This window comes from Streptomyces niger (assembly GCF_000718305.1).
GTDB classification, from domain to species: domain Bacteria; phylum Actinomycetota; class Actinomycetes; order Streptomycetales; family Streptomycetaceae; genus Streptomyces; species Streptomyces niger.
This window is the reverse complement of record NZ_JOFQ01000001.1, coordinates 425276-443374: the sequence shown is the minus strand read 5'-3', so window position 1 is coordinate 443374 and position 18099 is coordinate 425276. Positions and strand designations below refer to the sequence as shown.

General features: G+C 71.9%; 14 protein-coding genes and 1 pseudogene. 5 read left to right on the top strand and 10 right to left on the bottom strand.

Features of this window, described 5'->3' with window-relative positions:
• Window positions 1–87: 87 nt before the first annotated feature.
• The 4 genes and pseudogenes from IF20_RS01975 to IF20_RS37245 form a co-directional block, all read right to left on the bottom strand.
• The gene (locus tag IF20_RS01975; protein WP_052863124.1) at window positions 88–855 is read right to left on the bottom strand and encodes an SDR family NAD(P)-dependent oxidoreductase; all 768 of its coding nucleotides are present in this window, start codon (window positions 853–855) and stop codon (window positions 88–90) included.
• Window positions 852–2549 (bottom strand): NHL repeat-containing protein, encoded by a 1698-nt coding sequence (locus tag IF20_RS01970; protein WP_052863123.1) that lies wholly within the window; start codon window positions 2547–2549, stop codon window positions 852–854. Before IF20_RS01970 ends, IF20_RS01975 begins: the two co-directional genes overlap by 4 nt.
• Complete coding sequence (locus IF20_RS01965) at window positions 2546–4405, bottom strand: flavin-containing monooxygenase (RefSeq protein ID WP_052863122.1); 1860 nt, start codon at window positions 4403–4405, stop codon at window positions 2546–2548. Before IF20_RS01965 ends, IF20_RS01970 begins: the two co-directional genes overlap by 4 nt.
• Before the next feature lie 87 nt (window positions 4406–4492).
• Window positions 4493–5366, bottom strand: a pseudogene (locus tag IF20_RS37245) (MFS transporter).
• 189 nt (window positions 5367–5555) lie between these two features.
• Here IF20_RS37245 and IF20_RS01955 point away from each other — a divergent pair.
• The 3 genes from IF20_RS01955 (at window position 5556) to IF20_RS01945 (ending at window position 9156) form a co-directional block, all read left to right on the top strand.
• Window positions 5556–6011, top strand: a complete 456-nt coding sequence (locus IF20_RS01955; RefSeq protein WP_052863120.1) for a MarR family winged helix-turn-helix transcriptional regulator — start codon at window positions 5556–5558, stop codon at window positions 6009–6011.
• A gap of 168 nt (window positions 6012–6179) precedes the next feature.
• A complete protein-coding gene (locus IF20_RS01950; RefSeq protein WP_052863119.1) occupies window positions 6180–7487 on the top strand; it encodes a phytase in 1308 nt (435 codons plus the stop codon).
• Window positions 7488–7725: 238 nt separating this feature from the next.
• Window positions 7726–9156, top strand: a complete 1431-nt coding sequence (locus IF20_RS01945) for a purine-cytosine permease family protein (protein ID WP_052863118.1) — start codon at window positions 7726–7728, stop codon at window positions 9154–9156.
• A 17-nt stretch (window positions 9157–9173) separates the two neighbouring features.
• On the opposite strand, the gene IF20_RS01940 is transcribed toward IF20_RS01945, so the two are convergent.
• Genes IF20_RS01940 through IF20_RS01915 form a run of 6 tightly spaced genes read right to left on the bottom strand, consistent with a single transcriptional unit; the run spans window position 9174 to window position 15151 of the window.
• Window positions 9174–10109 carry a fumarylacetoacetate hydrolase family protein gene (locus tag IF20_RS01940; RefSeq protein ID WP_052863117.1) on the bottom strand — a complete coding sequence of 312 codons (936 nt, stop codon included), beginning with the start codon at window positions 10107–10109 and terminating at the stop codon, window positions 9174–9176.
• 25 nt (window positions 10110–10134) lie between these two features.
• Window positions 10135–11067 (bottom strand): VOC family protein, encoded by a 933-nt coding sequence (locus tag IF20_RS01935; protein ID WP_052863116.1) that lies wholly within the window; start codon window positions 11065–11067, stop codon window positions 10135–10137.
• A gap of 4 nt (window positions 11068–11071) precedes the next feature.
• Window positions 11072–12082 (bottom strand): amidohydrolase family protein, encoded by a 1011-nt coding sequence (locus tag IF20_RS01930; protein ID WP_052863115.1) that lies wholly within the window; start codon window positions 12080–12082, stop codon window positions 11072–11074.
• Window positions 12079–13209 carry an FAD-dependent oxidoreductase gene (locus tag IF20_RS01925; protein ID WP_052863114.1) on the bottom strand — a complete coding sequence of 377 codons (1131 nt, stop codon included), beginning with the start codon at window positions 13207–13209 and terminating at the stop codon, window positions 12079–12081. The genes IF20_RS01930 and IF20_RS01925 overlap by 4 nt, the downstream gene beginning before the upstream one ends.
• A 23-nt stretch (window positions 13210–13232) precedes the next feature.
• Complete coding sequence (locus IF20_RS01920) at window positions 13233–14198, bottom strand: cyclase family protein (RefSeq protein WP_052863113.1); 966 nt, start codon at window positions 14196–14198, stop codon at window positions 13233–13235.
• A complete protein-coding gene (locus tag IF20_RS01915) occupies window positions 14195–15151 on the bottom strand; it encodes a fumarylacetoacetate hydrolase family protein (protein WP_052863476.1) in 957 nt (318 codons plus the stop codon). Before IF20_RS01915 ends, IF20_RS01920 begins: the two co-directional genes overlap by 4 nt.
• Window positions 15152–15421: 270 nt before the next feature.
• On the opposite strand from IF20_RS01915, the gene IF20_RS01910 reads away from it, so the two are divergent.
• On the top strand, window positions 15422–16333 hold the full coding sequence (locus tag IF20_RS01910) for a LysR family transcriptional regulator (RefSeq protein WP_052863112.1): 912 nt from the start codon (window positions 15422–15424) through the stop codon (window positions 16331–16333).
• A gap of 152 nt (window positions 16334–16485) precedes the next feature.
• Window positions 16486–18093 carry an ABC transporter substrate-binding protein gene (locus tag IF20_RS01905; RefSeq protein WP_052863111.1) on the top strand — a complete coding sequence of 536 codons (1608 nt, stop codon included), beginning with the start codon at window positions 16486–16488 and terminating at the stop codon, window positions 18091–18093.
• Window positions 18094–18099: the final 6 nt, after the last annotated feature.

Genomic DNA, 18099 nt, shown 5'->3' with positions numbered 1-18099 from the left:
CAACGGCCGCGCCGCGCGAAGGAGTTCGCGCGGCACGGCCGTAGCGTGTTCCGGTCCAGCGGTGTCCTCCCGTCAGAGGCTCCGTCGTCAGACCGCCGACCAACCGTCGTCCACCGGGAGGACGGCGCCGTTGATGAACGCCGCCGCGTCGGACGCGAGGAAGACGAGGGCGTCCGCCTGCTCCTCCGCGCTGCCCAGCCGGCCGATGTTCGCGCCGATCAGCTGCCCGATGAGGGCGGGGCCGTGCGCGTCGGGGGCCGCATCGACGCTGATGTTCGTGGCGGTGGGGCCGGGGGCTATGGCGTTGGCCCGTATGCCCTGCTTCCGGTACATCACGGCGAGGCTCTTCACCAGGCCGATCACGCCGTGCTTGGAGGCGGTGTAGGCCGCGCCCGCCGCGCCACCCCGCAGACCGGCCTCGGACGCGGTGAAGACGATCGACCCGCGCCCCGCGTCGAGCATGTGCGGCAGGGCGGCCCGCGTCAGCAGGAACGGCGCGGTCAGGTTGATCCGTACGACACGCTCCCACTCCGCGTCGTCGGTCTCGCCCAGCGCGGACATCCGGTCCATGATCCCGGCGTTGTTCACCAGGACGTCCAGGCCGCCGAAGGCCGCCACGGCCCGCTCGACGACCGCGTCCACCACCTGCTGGTCGCTGAGGTCGCCGGCGACGGCCAGCGCCGTACCACCGGCCTTCCCGATCTCGCGGACGACGTCCTCGGCACCCTCCCGGTTCAGGTCCGCGACCAGCACCCGGGCGCCCTCCGCCGCGAACTTCAGGGCCGCGGCCCGGCCGATGCCGGACGCGGCTCCGGTGACCACGACACCACGTCCCGACAGTCCTGTACTCGTCATGGGGTTTCCTCTCCGCCGGGGGCTCCGGCACGGTGAACGGTGGCTCCCCCGTGGGGAGTGAGGCGCAGGACGGTTCCCTCGCCGTTGGCCGAGAGCAGCAGCGAGCCGTCGGGCGCCGCGGCGAGGCCGGCGAACTGCCGTGGCGCGCCGGGCATGCCGTGCGTGAACAGCGCGGGATCGGTGCGGGGGCCGGTGCCCGGCGGCAGCCCGACCGGCAGCTCCGCGGCCTCGATCCGGTGCTCCCCGGTGGTGAGCGACACGGCCCGCAGCTGCCGCGCGCCGGTCTCCACGACGTAGAGGTCGTCCCCCAGAGCGGCCAAGCCCTGCGGCGCGTCGAGCCCGTCCGCGACGGTGACCGTACGCCCGGCCTCGATCCGCAGTACGGCCCCGCGCCGCTCATCGCTCACGTAGCAACGCCCGGCAGCGTCGTACGCCACGTCCACGGGGTGGTCGAGCCCCTCGGCGAGCACGGTGACGGTGTCGTGGTTTCCCTCGTCCCCCTCGCCGCCGCCCTCCAGAACCAGGACCCGGCCGGCGTCCGTCTCCGCGACGGCGAGCCCTCCGCCGGGCAGCACGGCGATGCCCGTCGGCCGCCGCAGCCCGGTCGCCCGGACGCGGGTGCTGCCGCGCTCGGGGTCGTACGTGGTGACCTCGCCGTACTGCGAGGTGAGGTGCAGCAGCCCGCCGTCGGCGGCGATGCCGTGCGCGAACGGCCGCAGGACGTGTGTGGTCACGTCGTCCGTGCCGTCCGCCGCGCGGTGCTCGGGCCCGGCCACGCGATAGTGGTCGGCCGCGTACACCGTGCCGACCGGGTCGACGGCCACCCCGAAGGGGCCGTCGAGGCCACGCGGCACGATCTCCCGCGTCCGGCCGTCGGGGTGCAGTTCGGTGATGCCGCCGGTGGCGAAGCTGGAGACGAACATCCGGTTCTCGGTGTCGAACGCCGCGTTGTCGAGGCCCACGAGTCCGCTGGTGACGACGGACCGGGAGCCCGTGCCGTGCAGGTCGATGCGGGTCACGATGCCGGCCCGGCCCCGGGAGAGGACCATCAGCACGCCGCCGAGGTCGAAGCGGACCGCGACCGGCTCGTGCACGTCCTCGGCGACCACCTCCGGAGTGCCGCCGTCGGGCGGTATCCGCCAGACCTGGCCGGTCACCATGTGCGGGTAGTACAGGTGCCCGTCGGGGCCCAGCTGCATCGCGTTGCCCAGGGCCAGCCCCTCGGTGAGCACCTTCGGCGGGCCACCGCTCTCCGGGAAGAGCTCCAGCAGCCGGCCGTTCATCCGCATCTCGTTCACGAAGAGCCGGTCGCCGATGCAGGTGATGCCGTTGGGCACCTGCACCTCGTCGGACACGAGGCTGTAGTCCCCCAGCGGGGAGCGGCGCCACACCCGCCCCGGTACCAGGTCGGTGATGTACATCGAGCCGTCGGCACCGAAGGCGAGATCGTCCGGTGACTGCACCGGGCCGTCCATCGGCACGATCGTCTCGACGTCCCCGGTGGCCGGGTCCACCGCGCTGATCTGCCCCGCCAGGAACTGCGCGGCGTACAGCCGTCCGTCCGGGCCGAACGCGACACCGTTGGAACCCCACAGCGGGCTGGGCAGGTTGAGCCGCCGGACGTCCCACCGCGTGCCGCCCGAGGCCGGTGCGGACGCGATCCCGCCGTACCGGCTCTGCTGACGCGCCGTCATCCTCGTGTCCCCTCCGCGGTTCCGTCCGGCCCGGCGTCGACGAGGACCTCGTCCAGGCCGCCGTTGGCGCGCCACTCCCTGAGCAGCGAGTGGAAGGCGACCGGCCCGTCCCCGTAGGACTCGCTGCGCTTCCTTGGCATGCCTTCGTTGTTGTAGTAGCCGGGGGTGCACTCGGCCTGGAACGCGTACAGGTCGGGCGCCTTCGCGCGGATCGTCGCGACCCACGCGGCCTCGGCCTCGACGGTGGGCTCCACGTACCGGGCCCGCCGTGCGCGTGCCGCGGCGACGACCTCGGCGACGTGGGTCGCCTGCTCGTCGAGGATGTGCACGTAGTTCACGGAGCTGGCGTTCTGCAGCGGGCCGAGCTGGAAGAGGTTGGGGAAGCCGTGGCTGTAGAAGCCGTGCAGCGTGCGCGGCCCTTCCCGCCACGCCTCGGGCAGGGCGATGCCCCCTCTGCCGTGCACCGGCAGCCGACCGGAGGTGATGCCGGAGACGCCGACCTGGAAGCCGGTGCCGAAGATGATGCAGTCGACCTCGTACGAGACCCCGCCGACCACGACGGCATTCTCGGTGATCCGCTCCACGCCGTGGCTGTCGGCGGTGTCCACCAGGGTGACGTTGGGCCGGTTGAAGGTCTGCAGGTAACTGTCGCTGAACGTGGGCCGCTTGCACATGTAGCGGTACCACGGCTTGAGCAGTTCGGCCGTCCTCGGGTCCGTGACGACCTCGTCGACCCGCGCCCGGATCTCGTTCATCTTCTGGTGGTCGGCGAGTTCGTAGGCGCGCTCCCGCTCCTCGGGCGGCACGTCCCGGTAGCTGTCGCTCGGGATGAGTTTCTGCTGCAGACGGGCGCTGCTGGTCCAGCCGTCGTCGATCAGGTCCTCCTCGACCCGGCCGCCGGTGACGAGGGCGAGGAAGTTGTCCCTGCGCCGCCGCGTCCAGCCGGGGGAGAGGGCGGCGGCCCACTCGGGGTCGGTGGGGCGGTTGCCGCGGACGTCCACCGAGGAGGGCGTCCGCTGGAACACGTACAGCCGCTCCGCGTCCGCGCCGAGGTGGGGCACGCACTGGATGGCGGTGGCGCCCGTGCCGATCAGGGCGACCCGCTTGTCGGCGAGCTTGTGCAGGCCGCCGTCGGCGTCGCCGCCGGTGTAGCTGTAGTCCCAGCGGCTGGTGTGGAAGGTATGCCCCCGGAAGGTCTCGATCCCGGGGATGCCCGGCAGCTTCGCCTCGCTCAGCGTGCCGCTGGCCGTGATCACGTACCGGGCCCTGATCAGGTCGTCCCGGTCGGTGCTCACCAGCCACTCGGCCGCCTCGTCGGCCCACCGCAACCCGGTCACCTGCGTCTGGAAGACCGCGTCGCGGTAGAGGTCGAAGGTCCGCCCGATGGCCCGCGCGTGCTGCCGTATCTCCTCGCCCGGCGCGTACTTCCACTTCGGGACGTAGCCGACCTCTTCCAGCAGCGGCAGGTAGATGTACGACTCGATGTCGCAGTGGATGCCGGGGTACCGGTTCCAGTACCAGGTGCCGCCGAAGTCGCCGCCCTTCTCGACCACCCGGATCGACTCCACGCCCGCCTGGCGCAGTCGCGCGCCCGCGAGGAGACCGCCGAACCCGCCGCCGAGGACGAGCACCTCGACCCTGTCGCGCAGCGGTGCGCGGTCCGGCGCCGGCTCGGCGTACGGGTCCTCGTCGTAATACCCGAACCGGCCGGTGACGGGCTGGTACTGGCGGCCGCCCTCCGGCCGGATCCGGCGCTCCCGCTCGGCCCGGTAGCGCGCCTTGAGGGCGTCGAGGTCGAGCTCCGGTTCCCCGGCGTCGGCGGAAGCGGGCTCGGACGGGGTGTGGGGGTAGGGCATCGGCGGTCCTGTTCCTCTCTGTAGCGGTGCTGCGGTACGGCGCGGTACGGGATGTCGGCGCCGTAGCGGTGCTGCGGTACGGGTCTGTCAGCCGTGCCGCGGTGCGGAGGCGAGGTGCCCGGGCGCGGTCCCGGTGGCCGGGCCGGCGGCAGCGGCGCGCGGCCCGGCCGGTATGGCGGTCGCGATCGCGACGGCGACCAGCGCGATTCCGCAGCCGACGAGCAGGGCGGTGCGGAAACCGCTCTCGGAGGTGAAGGTGTGGCCGCCCGCCGTGGTGGACAGCTGCGCGAGGATCACCCCGATCACGGCGGCGCCGATCGAGGTGCCCAGCGAGCGCATCAGCGTGTTGAAGCCGTTGGCCGCGGCGGTCTCGGACTGCGGGACCGCGCTCATGATGAGCGCCGGCATGGCGCCGTAGGCGAGGCCCACACCGCTGTTGATCACGATGGCGAAGAGCATCATGCCCCAGGCGGTGCCCAGCAGCGCCATGGACAGCCCGTAGCCGGCGGCGATCACCAGGGCGCCGCAGACCAGGGTGGTCTTCGGGCCGCGCGCGTCGGTGAGTTTCCCGCCGAGCGGGGAGACCAGCATCATCATGATGCCGCCGGGCGCCATCCACAGGCCCGCCGCGAGCATCGACTGCCCCAGGCCGTGGCCGGTGGCCGGAGGAGGCGAGCGCGCACACCACCGAACCGGCCACCAGCGGCACCGCGCACACGAGCAGCATGCGGCGCTTGCCCACCAGATCCCCGAGACGGCCGAAGACCGGGACGCACACGGCGCCCACCACCAGCGTGGCGGTGATCACCCAGGCGGCGTTGGAGGCGCTGGTGTGCAGGATCGTCGGCAGTTCGGCGAGGAGGGGGGTGACCAGGGTCTGCGTGGTCGCCGCCGTGATGCCGGCGACCGCCAGCGTGGCGACCACGCCGTGCGGGCGGGGTGTCGAGCGAGGGGCGTCCATCGCGGGGACTCCTGACTGTGTTCGCGGCACCACGACTGTGCTCGCAGCGATGTGCATCGTACACGTCACATGTATGGGGCACATTGTGTGCGTGATGCACCCTCGTGAGAGAATGGCGGCAAGGAGCCACCTACAGGCGCGATGCGTCGGCGGCGCGGCAGGAGCAGGAAGCAGGAGGCGGCGGGACGCATGGTCAGGCCGACGCACGAGGTCGAGTACGAGCAGATGCTGCTCAGCCGCCACACCTTCTTGAACAAGCGGGGCGGGCGGCACAAGGACGGTGCGCTGGAGCGCAGCGCCTACATCCTCCTCAGCCGCATCCGCATGCAGGGGCCCATGTCGATCGGCGAGCTGAGCGACGCCTTCGGCCTCGACGCCTCCACCCTCAACCGGCAGACCGCCGCCGCGATGCGCGCCGGACTCGTCGAACGCATCCCCGACCCCGCCGGGGGCATGGCCCGCAAGTTCCAGCTCACGGACAAGGGCGCGCTGATGCTCGACGAGGAGCGCGAGGACCTGGTCCGCATACTCGACGACATCATGGTGGACTGGCCGGAGGCGGACATCGCGGCCTTCGCCGCCTACCTGCGGCGCTTCAACACCGACATCGAGCGCATCGGCGGCCGCCCCTGGCCGCGCCCCTGACATCACGTCAGAATGGCGCCCGGAATCGGCACTTGACGAGGGGGCCGGCCCGGCCGTTCACCGCGCGCTCACCCGGTGATCGGACGGCGTACCGCGCCCCGCCACGCCGCGGACACCGCCACGCCACAGGCTCTTCAGGTCATCCGCCCCCCACTGAGGAGCGCCCGTATGCGCAGATCCCCGCTGGCCCGACCGCTCACCCTGTTACTGGGCACGACCCTCGTCGCCCTCGCCGCGGCGGCGCCCCCGGCGGCCGGCAGCGACGGTGCCGCCCTGCCCGCCGTGCCGCCACGGGCCGAGACCCCGACGCTGTACGACGACGCAGCGGGCGGCAACGCCGACGCCGACGACCCGGCGATCTGGCGCAACACCGCTGCGCCCGACCGCAGCCTGGTGATCGCCACCGCGAAGGAGGGCGGCCTGCGGGTCTACGACCTCGAAGCGCGGCCCGTGCAGTCGATTCCGGCGCCACCGGCGCCGGGCCCGGACGACGCCCCCGGCCGCTTCAACAACGTCGACCTCGTGCACGGCCTGCGGCTGCCGTCCGGCCGCGCCGACCTGGCCGTGACCACCGACCGCGGCCACGACACCCTGCGCGTGTACCGCATCGACCGGGACCGGCCCGGCGGGCCGCTCACCGACGTCACCGACCCCGCCGCGCCGCCGGTGTTCTCCGACGGCCAGCACGAGATCAACGAGCAGCGGACCGCCTACGGCCTCGCCACCTGGACCGACACCGGGACGGGCCGCTCCTACGCCCTCGTCAGCCGGCGCAACACCACCACCCTCGCGCTGCTGGAGCTCACCGCCACAGCACACGGCACGGTCGGTTACCGCACGGTCCGCACGCTGGACCTGCCCGCCACCTTCCGCCTGCCCAACGGCAGTTCGTGGACGCCCTGCGCCGAGCCCGGCGAACTGCCCCAGATCGAGGGCATGGTCGTCGACCCGGCCGGCGCGGGCACGCTGTACGCCGGTCAGGAGGACGTCGGGATCTGGCGGTTGCCGGCCGACCTCTCCGGTACACCGCACCTCGTCGACAAGGTGCGCGAGTACGGGGTGCCCGGCCGGTACGACCCGGAGACCGACGAGTGCACCCCGGGCGCCGACCCGGGGTACGGCGGCACCCGGCTCTCCGCCGACGTCGAGGGGCTGACGCTGCTCACCGAGCCGGACGGGGACGGCCACCTGCTCGCCTCCAGCCAGGGCGACGACACCTTCGCCGGGTACGACCGCGAGCAGGCCGACGACAACGAGTACGAGGGCGGCTTCCGGGTCACGGCCGCCTCGCCGGAGCTCGACGGCTCCGAGGAGTGCGACGGCGCCGCCGTACTGAACGCGCCGCTCGGCCGCCGGTATCCGCACGGCCTGCTCGTCGTCCAGGACGGGCACGACGCCCCGGCGGACGGCGACCGCGCCGCCACCGGATTCAAGTACGTCGACCTCGCCGACGTCACCGAGGCGCTCGACGACTGACGGACCGGGCGCCGGCCGGCCCCGCCGCCGGCGCCCCGGACCGGCCTCGTGGGGTCTCGCCGGCCCGGGGGCGTTCCGGCGCATTACCACGACGACGCCCCACTGGTCTACAGTGGCGGCGGGTTCTTCGACATCTCGCAGACGGCACCTTTGCCCTGGTTGCCCTGGTGAAACCTTCGGACCCGTTTCCCACCTTTCTTCGAAGAACCCCTCTTCGTCCGTTCCCAGGAGCATCGGCATGACCCACGACGCCTCGGCGCCGGTATACGGCAGCGCGGTCGCCAAGGTCGAACCCTTCGGGGTGGACCACATTCCCGAGAGTGAACGGCACGGCAAAGCCAGTTCCCAGTTCTTCGTCTGGTTCGCCGCCGGACTGAACTTCCCGATCATCCTCCTGGGCTTCAGCGCGGCCGGCCTCGGGATCGGCTTCGGTGCCGCGGTCCTCGCCATCGTGGCCGGGGCAGCGGCCGGCGCCGTACTGATGGCCGTGATGTCCCGGATGGGCGTACGGCTGGGCGTGCCGCAGCAGATCCAGGCGCGCGGCCCGCTCGGCTTCTTCGGCAACTTCCTGCCCGTCGCCTACATCAACGTCTTCGCCGGCGTCGGCTGGGCGGCCGTCACCGTCATCCTCGGCGGCAAGGCGTTCGCGGAACTGACCCACCTGCCGTTCTGGGCCTGCGGGCTCCTGCTGACGCTGGTCGAAGTCGTCGTTGCCATCTACGGCTACAACATGATCAACTTCCTGCAGCGGATGCTGACCTACGTCCTCACCCCGCTGTTCCTGCTGATCACGGTCGTGGCCCTGGTGCGCGGCGCCGGCACCTTCGAGGCCGACACGCACGCCGCCGGCTACGCCGGCGCCACCGGCGGCTGGATCACCTTCGCCGCCGGCTTCCTCTCCTTCCTCGTCGCCTGGGCGCCCTTCGCCTCGGACTACTCGCGCTACCTGCCCGACACCCCGCACGTCGTGAAGCGCACCACCCTCTACACCGGCCTCGGCAACTTCGTCACCATCTGCTGGCTCGGCATCCTGGGTGTCCTGGTGGGCGGCCACGCCACGAGCGCGGACTCCATCACCGCACTGCACCAGCTGGCCGGGCCGTTCGCCGTGCCCGCACTGATCGCGGTCACCCTCTCCGCGCTCGCGCAGAACTTCCTCAACGTCTACGGCGGCGCGATCTCCGTCCAGACCCTCAAGATCCCGGTCAGCCGGACCCAGGCCGTCGTCATCATCTGCGCACTGGCCTACGTGATCAGCCTCTGGGGCGAGGCCGGCACCGAGGAGAAGTTCGCCGTCTTCCTCAACCTCACCGCCTACTTCATCGCCCCCTTCGCCACCGTCCTGCTGCTCGACTACTACCTGGGCGGCCGGCGCGACCCCGGCCGGATCGCCGAGCTGTACGACAAGGGCCGCGTGCTCCACTGGGGCGTCGTCGCCTGGGCGGGCGGCGTACTGGCCTCGGTGCCGTTCTGGCACTCCACCCTCTTCACCGGCCCGTTCGCGGCGGCGTTCCCGCACACGGGCGACCTGAGCATGTTCATCGCGGCCGGCGCCGCCGCCGTCCTGTACCTCCTGACGTACCGCCGGAAGCCGCTGTGGGTCCGGAACGGCGGCGCACCCGCACAGCCCGCGACGGACCCGGCGACGAACACCGGATCGCCGCGCTGAAGCCGGGGGCCGGGCTGTCAGCCGGTGATGCCCCGGCCCCGGCGCCGGGCAGCCGGCAGGCGCACCGGCCCGGGGCCCGGGACCACGGTGTTGGCGACGGTGCCGAGGCCCTCGACGGTGAGGGTGACGGTGTCGCCCGGGGCGAGCGGTGGTGGTGACTGCTCGCCCCGTACGCCCCACAACTCGGCCAGGCAGCCGCCGTTGCCGCAGGTGCCGGACGCGAGGACGTCGCCGGGCACGACCCGGGTGCCCCGCGACGCGTAGCCGACCATCTCCTCGAAGGTCCAGCTCATGTGGGACAGCAGGTCCTCGCCCACGGTCACACCGTTGACCTCGGCGGTCAGCGTCAGACGCAGAAAACCCTCCGCGTCGCGGTACGGCTCCAGTTCGTCGGCGGTCACCAGGTACGGGCCGAGGGTCGCCGCCGTGTCCTTGCCCTTGCAGGGCCCCAGGCCGACCTGCATCTCGCGGGACTGGAGATCGCGCGCCGACCAGTCGTTGAGGATCGTGTATCCGACGATGTGGTCGCGGGCCTGCTCCGGGGTGAGGTCGCGGCCTTCCCGGCCGATGACGGCGGCGACCTCCAGCTCGAAGTCCAGCGCCCGCGACCCCGGCGGCACGGGCACGTCGTCGTACGGTCCGATGACCGCGTGCGGGTTGCTGAAGTAGAAGGTCGGCGCGTCGTACCAGGCGTCCGGCACCCCGCCGGAGCCGTCGATCGACCGCCGTACCCCCTCGACGTGCTCCTCGAAGGTGACGAAGTCGCGGATCGAGGGCGGCGTCACGGGAGCGAGCAGCCGCACCTCGGCGAGCGGGGCGGTGGCGCCGACGGGCCGCACACCGCCGAGGGCCGCCTCGACCGGTGACGTACCGTCCGGCAGGTGGCGGACGACGGTGTCCTCGACGACCCCGCACCGCCGGCGGCCTTCGTGGACGTAGGTGGCTATGCGCATGGCAGAACTCCTGGAGGACGGCGGATCACACCGGCGGGGCGACGAAGCAGCCGCGGTCAGGGTCGTTGAACGACTCCTTGGCGACGAGCTCGTTCATGGCGTTGGCCGTGCCCCACTGGTCGGTGACCTCGGGCTGCGAGAAGTCGTAGACGTGCGGATGCCAGGTGTCCTCGTCGAGGGTCTCCAGCTCGGTGGTGTACTCGACGGTGTTGCCGTGCGGGTCGAGGAAGTACGTGAAGGTGTTGTCGCCGGCCAGGTGGCGCCCGGGGCCCCACAGCTTGCGGTACCCGGCGCGCATCACCCGCCCCGAGCCGCGCATGTACTCGTCCAGGCCGCGCATCTCGAACGAGACGTGGTGCAGGGCGGTGTGCGGCCCCTGCGCGATCGCCATCGAGTGGTGCTGGTTGCTGATCCGCATGAAGTGCATGACCTCGCCCATGCGCGGCGAACCGAGGGTGTCACTGAGGCGGAAGCCGAGGTGGCGCTCGTACCACTCCCGAGTCCGGTTCAGATCGGGCGAGTTGAGGACGACGTGCGACAGCTTGACCGGGATGGACTCCCGTTCCTCGATCTTCCGGTGCTGCCTGACCTCGACATCCGCCGAGACCTCGATGGTGCGCCCGTCGACGTCGAAGAAGCGGAATCCGTATCCGCCGCCCGGGGTGTCGACCTTTCCCGGCCGGGTTATCAACTCGACGCCACCGGACAGCAGTTGCTCGGCCAGCGCGTCGACGTCCGCGGCGCTCGCGGCACCGTACGAGACCAGGTCCAGCCGCTTCTCGTCGGCCTTGCGCAGCCGGACGACGTACTGCTCGGGGGAGCCCTCGGCGGCGAGGAAGGAGATGCCGGAGTCCTCGGCGACCTTGGTCAGGCCCCAGACGCCGGCGTAGAAGTCCAACTGCTTGTCGTAGTCGGGCACGGCGAGGTCGACGTGGCGCAGATGGGTGAGCAGGCGCATGGTGTCACTCCTTGGAGAGCAGGGCGGCGGCGTTGCCGCCCCGGACGGCGTGGAAGTCGGCGTCGGGAAGCCCGGCCGCGCGCAGGGCGCCGACCGGGTCCTCGGTGCCCATGTCGAAGGGGAAGTCGGAGCCGAGCAGCACGCGGTCGGCGCCGGCCACCCGGACCAGCTCCCGCAGTACGTACGGGTCGTGGACGAGGGAGTCGAAGTACAGCCGCTTCAGGTAGCTGCTGGGCAGGTGCGCACAGCCGGCGCCCGCGTCCGGGCGGGCCGACCAGGCGTGGTCGGAGCGGCCGATGTGGGTGGGCAGATAGCCGCCGCCGTGCGCCGCGACCAGCTTCAGGCCGGGGTGCCGGTCCAGCACGCCGGAGAAGATGAGATGCGAGAGCGCGACGGCGTTCTCGGTGGGCTGCCCGACGGAGTTGGACAGGTACCACTGGTCCAAACGCTCGTCGAGGGTGCAGCCGAAGGGGTGCAGGAAGAGGACCGCCCCGGTCTCCTCGGCCCGCGCCCACAGGGGTTCGTAGGCCGGGTCGGACAGCTCGCGTCCCGGCGCGTGGCTGGAGAGCTCCACGCCCGCCAGGCCCTGCGCCAGCGCGTGGTCCAGGGCGTCGACCGCGAGACGGGGGTGCTGGAGGGGCACGAGACCCAGTCCGCGCAGCCTGTCGGGCGCCCCCGTACAGTGCGCGGCCGTCGCCTCGTTGGCCAGCCGGTACAGCTTCCCGGCCGTCTCCTCGTCCGCCCAGTAGTGGTAGTGCGAGGGCGACGGGCTGACCAGTTGCACGTCCACGCCCTGCGCGTCCATCGCGGCCAGCCGCACGGCGACGTCGGTCAGCCGCGGGATGCGCTCGCGCACCATGGGGCCGCTGACGGCGAGCGCCGCCGGGCCGTTGCGGCGGGCGTCCAGCGCCCTGGCCTCGACGAGTCCCGGCGCGCCCGCGACCAGGGCCTCCACCTCGGGCAGCAGGACGTGCGCGTGTACGTCGACGGTCGGGACGGTGCGGAACGTCGTCACGGCAGCTCCCTGAGCATCGTCATGGTGCGGGTCATCAGCCCGGGCACATCGGCGTCCCGTACCCCGTCGAGCTGCCACTGCCCGATCTGTACGGACGCCTCCACGACCGCTCGCACCCGCGGGACGCGACGCTCGTAGTACGCCTGGAAGAGGTCGTCGTCCCAGGGCCGGCCGCCGGTCAGCAACTCGGCGAGGACGGCGGCGTCCTCCAGCGACATCGCCGCGCCCTGCGCGAGGGTGGGCGGGCAGCAGTGCGCGGCGTCCCCGGCGAGGACGACCCGCCCCCGATGCCAGGAGCCCTCGACCAGCATCCGGTCGAACCAGGCGTAGTTGACCTGGGCCGGGTCGGTGATATTGGCGGTGATCTCCGGCCAGTTGCCGCCGTAGTGCCGGGCGAGTGCGCGCATCTCGTCGGCGTACGACTCCGGCGGGATGGTGGCGCGGTCGCGGCGGTCCTCGACGACATACGCGTACAGGGTGGAGTCGCTGGTGGGGCAGTAGCCGGCGATGTAGGCGGGCCCGCCGTACGCCAGGTCGGTGCGGGTCACGCCGGCCGGGCGCGGGGCGGCGACGCGCCAGATGGCCATGCCGGTCGGCTCCGGCCGGTCCGTGATGCCCACGGCGGCGCGGGTGGCGGAACCCACTCCGTCGGCGGCGACGACCAGGTCGTAGCGCTTCGCTGAGCCGTCGGTGAACCGTACGGACACACCGTCGGCGTCCTGGTCGAGCGAGACCGCCTTCGTACCCAGCCGTACCGAAGCCCCGCTCCCGCGGACGGCGTCGATGAGGATCTGCTGGAGGTGCGGGCGCTGCATGCCGACGGTGGCGGGCAGGTCGTCGCCGCCGATGCGCAGGTCGTGCTGGACGTGCAGGACGGTACCGTCCGGCGTGGTGAGGCCGGCGGAGTCGAAGGCGTAGCCGGAGTCCGCGACGCGCTCCCACACACCGAGCGTGCGCAGCACGCGCAGCGCGTTGCCCTGAAGGGTGATGCCGGAGCCGGCGGTGGCGTTCCAGTCGGCCTTGGCCTCGATGAGGTCGACCGCGATGCCGGCGCGGCGCAGCAGGAGGGTGAGGGAGTTGCCGGCCGCGCCCCCGCCGATGACGAGGACGGTACGGGGAGGGTGCATGGTGGTCTTCCTGGTTCCGCCGGTCACTTGACGGCGATCGGGTTGACGGGGGAGCCGACGGCTCCGGTGATGGGCAGGGGGGCGGCGGTGAGCCAGAAGTCGTACACGCCGTCGGCCGCGCAGTCCGCCGCGAGCGCGTCGAGGTCCCACATCTCACCGATCAGCAGCCCGATGTGCGGGATGGCGACCTGGTGCAGCGGCTGGAAGGCGTGCGCGAACTCGTTGGGCCGCACCTCGAAGCCCCAGGTGTCGGTGGCGACGGCGGCGATCTCCGTACCGTGCAGCCAGCCGGCCGTGGTGAACGACAGGCCGGGTGCGGGCCCGCCCGCGTACTCACCCCACCCCTCCCGCCGGGCCCGGGCGAGCTGCCCGGTGCGGACGAGTACCAGGTCGCCGCGGCCCACCGCCACGCCCTGGGCCTCGGCGGTCGCCGTCAGCTGCTCCTCGGTGACGGCGAAGCCGTCGGGCAGCTCTCCGGCGGTGCCGATCGCCCGGCCCACGTCCAGCAGCACCCCGCGCCCCGCGACGTACGGCGCCATGTGCTCGATGCCGGTGACCAGGTCACCGTCGGAGGTGACGACCTCTGCGGCGTTGCGTCCGTTCCACGCCCTGCCGTGGTCGAAGATGTGCCCGAGCCCGTCCCACTGGGTGGAGCACTGCAACGGCATGGCGATCACATCGTCGGCGCCTCCGAGGCCGTGCGGGAAGCCCTGGCGGCCCGCGGCGGCGTCGGTGCCGGTGTCGAGCATGGTGTGCACCGGATTGGTGCGTCGCCGCCAGCCCTTCTGCGGCCCGTCCATGTCGAAACGCTGGGACAGGGAGAAGCTGACGCCCCGGCGGACGAGCGCGGCGCCCTCCCGGCGCTTGGCCTCGTCGAGGAAGTTGAGCGTGCCCAGCACATCGTCGGCACCCCAACGCCCCCAGTTGGAGTACGCCTTGGCGGCTCGCGCGATCGAGGCCGCCGGATCGGTGCGGTCCACGGTCGTCACGCCTCCTCCGCGACACAACGGGTGCGCTGCGCGCCGAGCCCGGTGATGGTGGCGTCCATGACGTCCCCGGCGCGCAGCAGTCGCCCCCAGTGCATGCCGTTGCCGGCCGGGCTGCCCGTCAGTACGAGGTCGCCCGGCAGCAACCGGGCGCTCTGCGAGGCGTACGCCACCACGCGCGCCACATCGAACAGCATGTCCGCGGTGGACTCGTCCTGCTTCACCGCACCGTTGAGTTTCAGCGTCACCCGCAGGTCGTCGGGGGTGCCGATCGACGCGGCGGGCACGATCCACGGCCCGAGCGGGGTGAAGCCGGGCGCGTTCTTCGACCGCAGCCAGTCGGTGCCGATCTGCGGCATGTCGCGGCGGAAGACGGTGGCGCGGTCGGTCAGGTCGTTGGCGATGGTGTACCCGGCGACGTACTCCAGCGCCTCCGCCACCGGTACCCGGTGTGCGGGCCTGCCGATGACGGCCGCCAACTCCAGTTCCCAGTCGGGCTTTTCGGCCCACGCGGGCAGGACCACATCGTCGTACGGTCCGGTGATCGCGCTCGGCAGCCCGAGGAAGACGTACGGCAGGTCCTCCGCCGCCCGCCGGTCCATGAGGGCGGCGGCCTCCGCGCGCGCCTCCGCCACGGACCGGCCGTCGTCCGGGTCGCGGTGCGCCACGTGCAGGTCGATGACGTGCTGCCGGTAGTTGGCGCCGGACTGGAACACCTGCCGCGGCTCGATCGGCGCATGCACCCGGAAGTCCGCCAGCGGCCGCCGGGCGAGGCTGCCGTCCCCGGCCAGCCGGTGCAGCTCGGGCAGCACCTCGGCCCACGTCTCCAGCACCCCACGCACCGTCAGGTCCGACCGGTCGAGTGCTGTGCGCAGGTCGAGCACCCGCTCGTCCGGGGTGACCAGCGCCGGGAAGGCGGTACCCACCGACGGCGCGGGTGCCGACAGTGTGCCCAGCGCGAAAGGCCCGGCGAAGGGCGGGACCGACGAGGCGGCTGCCGGCCCCGAGAGGGACGCGGTTGCTGAGGCGTGTGCGTGCGGGGACGCGGAGGGGGATTCCACAGAGATGACCTTCCGTTGCGGTGCGGCCAGTCTGGCCCCGCATCGGTCGATCATGGAAATAGATTCTCTGGATCACCGCCATCCACCCCGTTTATGCTCGCTCTCCTACCGCCCAGCTCCCCCGCACGCCCCGCCATGCGTCACCGCCCCCCCACTGGAGACCCCTTGAACCTGGCGAGCCTCGACCTCAACCTCGTCGTCGCACTACGCGCCCTGCTGGAGGAGCGCAACGTCACCCACGCCGGACACCGGGTAGGCCTCAGCCAGCCCGCCATGAGCGCGGCCCTCGCCCGGCTGCGCCGCCACTTCGACGACGACCTGCTGGCGAGGGTCGGCGGCCGGTACGAACTCACCGCACTCGGCCAGGTCCTGCTGGACCGCACCTCCACCGCCTGCGACCTGCTGGAGCGGCTGTTCAGCAGCCAGGCCGACTTCGATCCGGCCACCGAGAGCCGCGAGTTCAAGCTGCTGGCCTCCGACTACGCCGTCACCGTCTTCGGCGCCGCACTCGCCCGGGTCGTCCACGCCGAAGCCCCCGGCATCCGCCTCCGCTTCACCCACACGCCGAACACCGTGGTGGAGGACGCCACCACCCTGCTGAGCACGTCCGACGGGCTGCTCATGCCGCACGGCATCCTCAGCGACCTGCCGGCCACCGACCTCTACCAGGATCAGTGGGTCTTCCTGGTCGCCGAGGACAATCCCGAAGTGGGCGAGCGGCTCACCCGCCAGGACTTGGCCCGGCTGCCCTGGGTCACCTACCAGCGCACCTACGACGCGCCCGCCGTCCGCCAACTGGGCATGCTCGGCATCGAACCGCGCGTCGAGGTCTCCGTCGACAGCTTCCAGCTGCTCCCCTTCATGGTCGCCGGTACCCGCCGCATCGCACTGGTACAACAACGCCTCGCCCAACTCCTCGCCGGCGTCGCCCCGGTCCGCGTCCTGCCCCCGCCCTACGAAGCCGTCCCCCTCCAGGAAGCACTGTGGTGGCACCCCGTCCACCTGCACGACGCACCCCACATCTGGCTACGCGAAACGGCAGCACGGGTGGGGGCGGAGTTGACCGGCACCGCATGAGCGGTCTCCCGGCGACCGGCTGAGGGGCCTGACGGGAACAGCGCAATGACGCCTGCCCGTGCGGGCGACCGCGTGCCATGCTGGCAACCATCGTGCGCCGTGTGCGGTGCACGGCAGGCGTCCCTGACCGGTGTGTTCCGGGAGGCACGGTGATGTCGTTGCAGCTCCTCCTGGGTTTTCGGCCCGCGCACCGCCGCATCCGGCCCCGTACGGCCGGAGCGGTCGCCGTTCTGACGTTGTCGCTGCTGGCGGCCGGCTGTTCCGGCGGGGACGACGGAGCGGACGACGACGACACCTTCGTGTACCTGGCCGGCACGGGGCTGGTCACCGAGTGGGACCCGGCGCGCTCCTACTCCGATGAAGTAGTGGCCCTGTCGAACGTGTACGAGACCCTCACCCGGTACAACGCCGACACCCATAAGACCGAAGGCGTGCTCGCGACCCGATGGGCCTCCTCCAAGGACCGCCGGACCTGGACGTTCACCCTGCGGGACCGGGTGCGCTTCCACTCCGGTCGTCCCCTTACCCCCGAGGCGGTGAAGGCGGCGATCGAGCGCACCATGAGGCTGAAGGCCAGCGCCTCCTACGTGTGGGACCCGGTGGAGAAGATCGTCCCCGTAGGGAAACACGAGGTCCGCTTCGAGCTGTCCCGGCCGGCGCCGCTGGACGTCGTGGCCTCCGCCACCTACGCGGCCTTCATCTACGAGGTCTCCGACAACCCGAAGGACTACCGGGCGACCAGCCGTGGCACCGGGCCGTACACGGTCGCCTCGTGGAACCCGGGCAGCGAGGACGAGCTGGAGCTGACCGCCTTCAAGGACTACTGGGGCGGGTGGCACGGCAAGCGCTACAAGAAGGTGATCTTCCAGGCGGTGCCGCAGTCGTCCACGTCGGCCCAGCTCATGAGCTCCGGTGCGGGGACCTACGCCGGTGACATACCGCCGCAGCTCCTGGACACACTGCGCCACCGGCCGAACCTCACCGTCTACGAACGCCCCTCGTGGCAGACCCTGATCGGCCTGCTGAACACCCGGAAGAAACCGCTGGACGACATCCGGGTACGTCAGGCGATCACGAACGCACTCGACTACAACGAGATCATCAAAGCGAGCCGGGGCGCCCTCGTGGCCTCCGACGGCCTCATACCGGAGGGCATGTTCGGACACACCACCACCCTGGACATGCCGGGCGACCGCGCCCGCGCCCGGAAGCTGCTGAAGGAGGCCGGATACGGCCCGGGCAGCGGCCGGACCATCAAGCTGGAGATGACCTACCCCGCGGGCTACGGCACCGTCAGCACCGTCGGCGCTCTGATGAAGGCACAACTGCGCCCGTTCGGCATCGACCTCCGGGTCCAGGGCCTGACCTGGTCCTCGGCGCAGTGGCCGCGCGCCAAGAAGAAGAACCCCGAAGAACGCCAGGACATCTTCGTCATGTGGTGGTGGCCGGACGACCCAGAGTCGCTGTCGTACTTCCGCAACGTGTTCCGCACCGAGCAGGAGATCTCCTACAACCTCGCCTACTACTCCAATCCCCGGCTCGACCGACTCATCGACCGGGTGAGCGCGCTCACGGCCACGGACCCCCGCGAAGCCGTGCGCACCTACCGCACGATGCAGGAAATCCTCATCAGGGACGCGCCGGTGCTCTTCCTCGGGACCGGTACCGACCAGCGGGTGCTGAGCAGTGACGTCGAGGGCTTCGTCGACAACCCCGCCTACGCCAACGTGGTGTTCGTCCACGACCTCACCCACCACTAGCCCCGG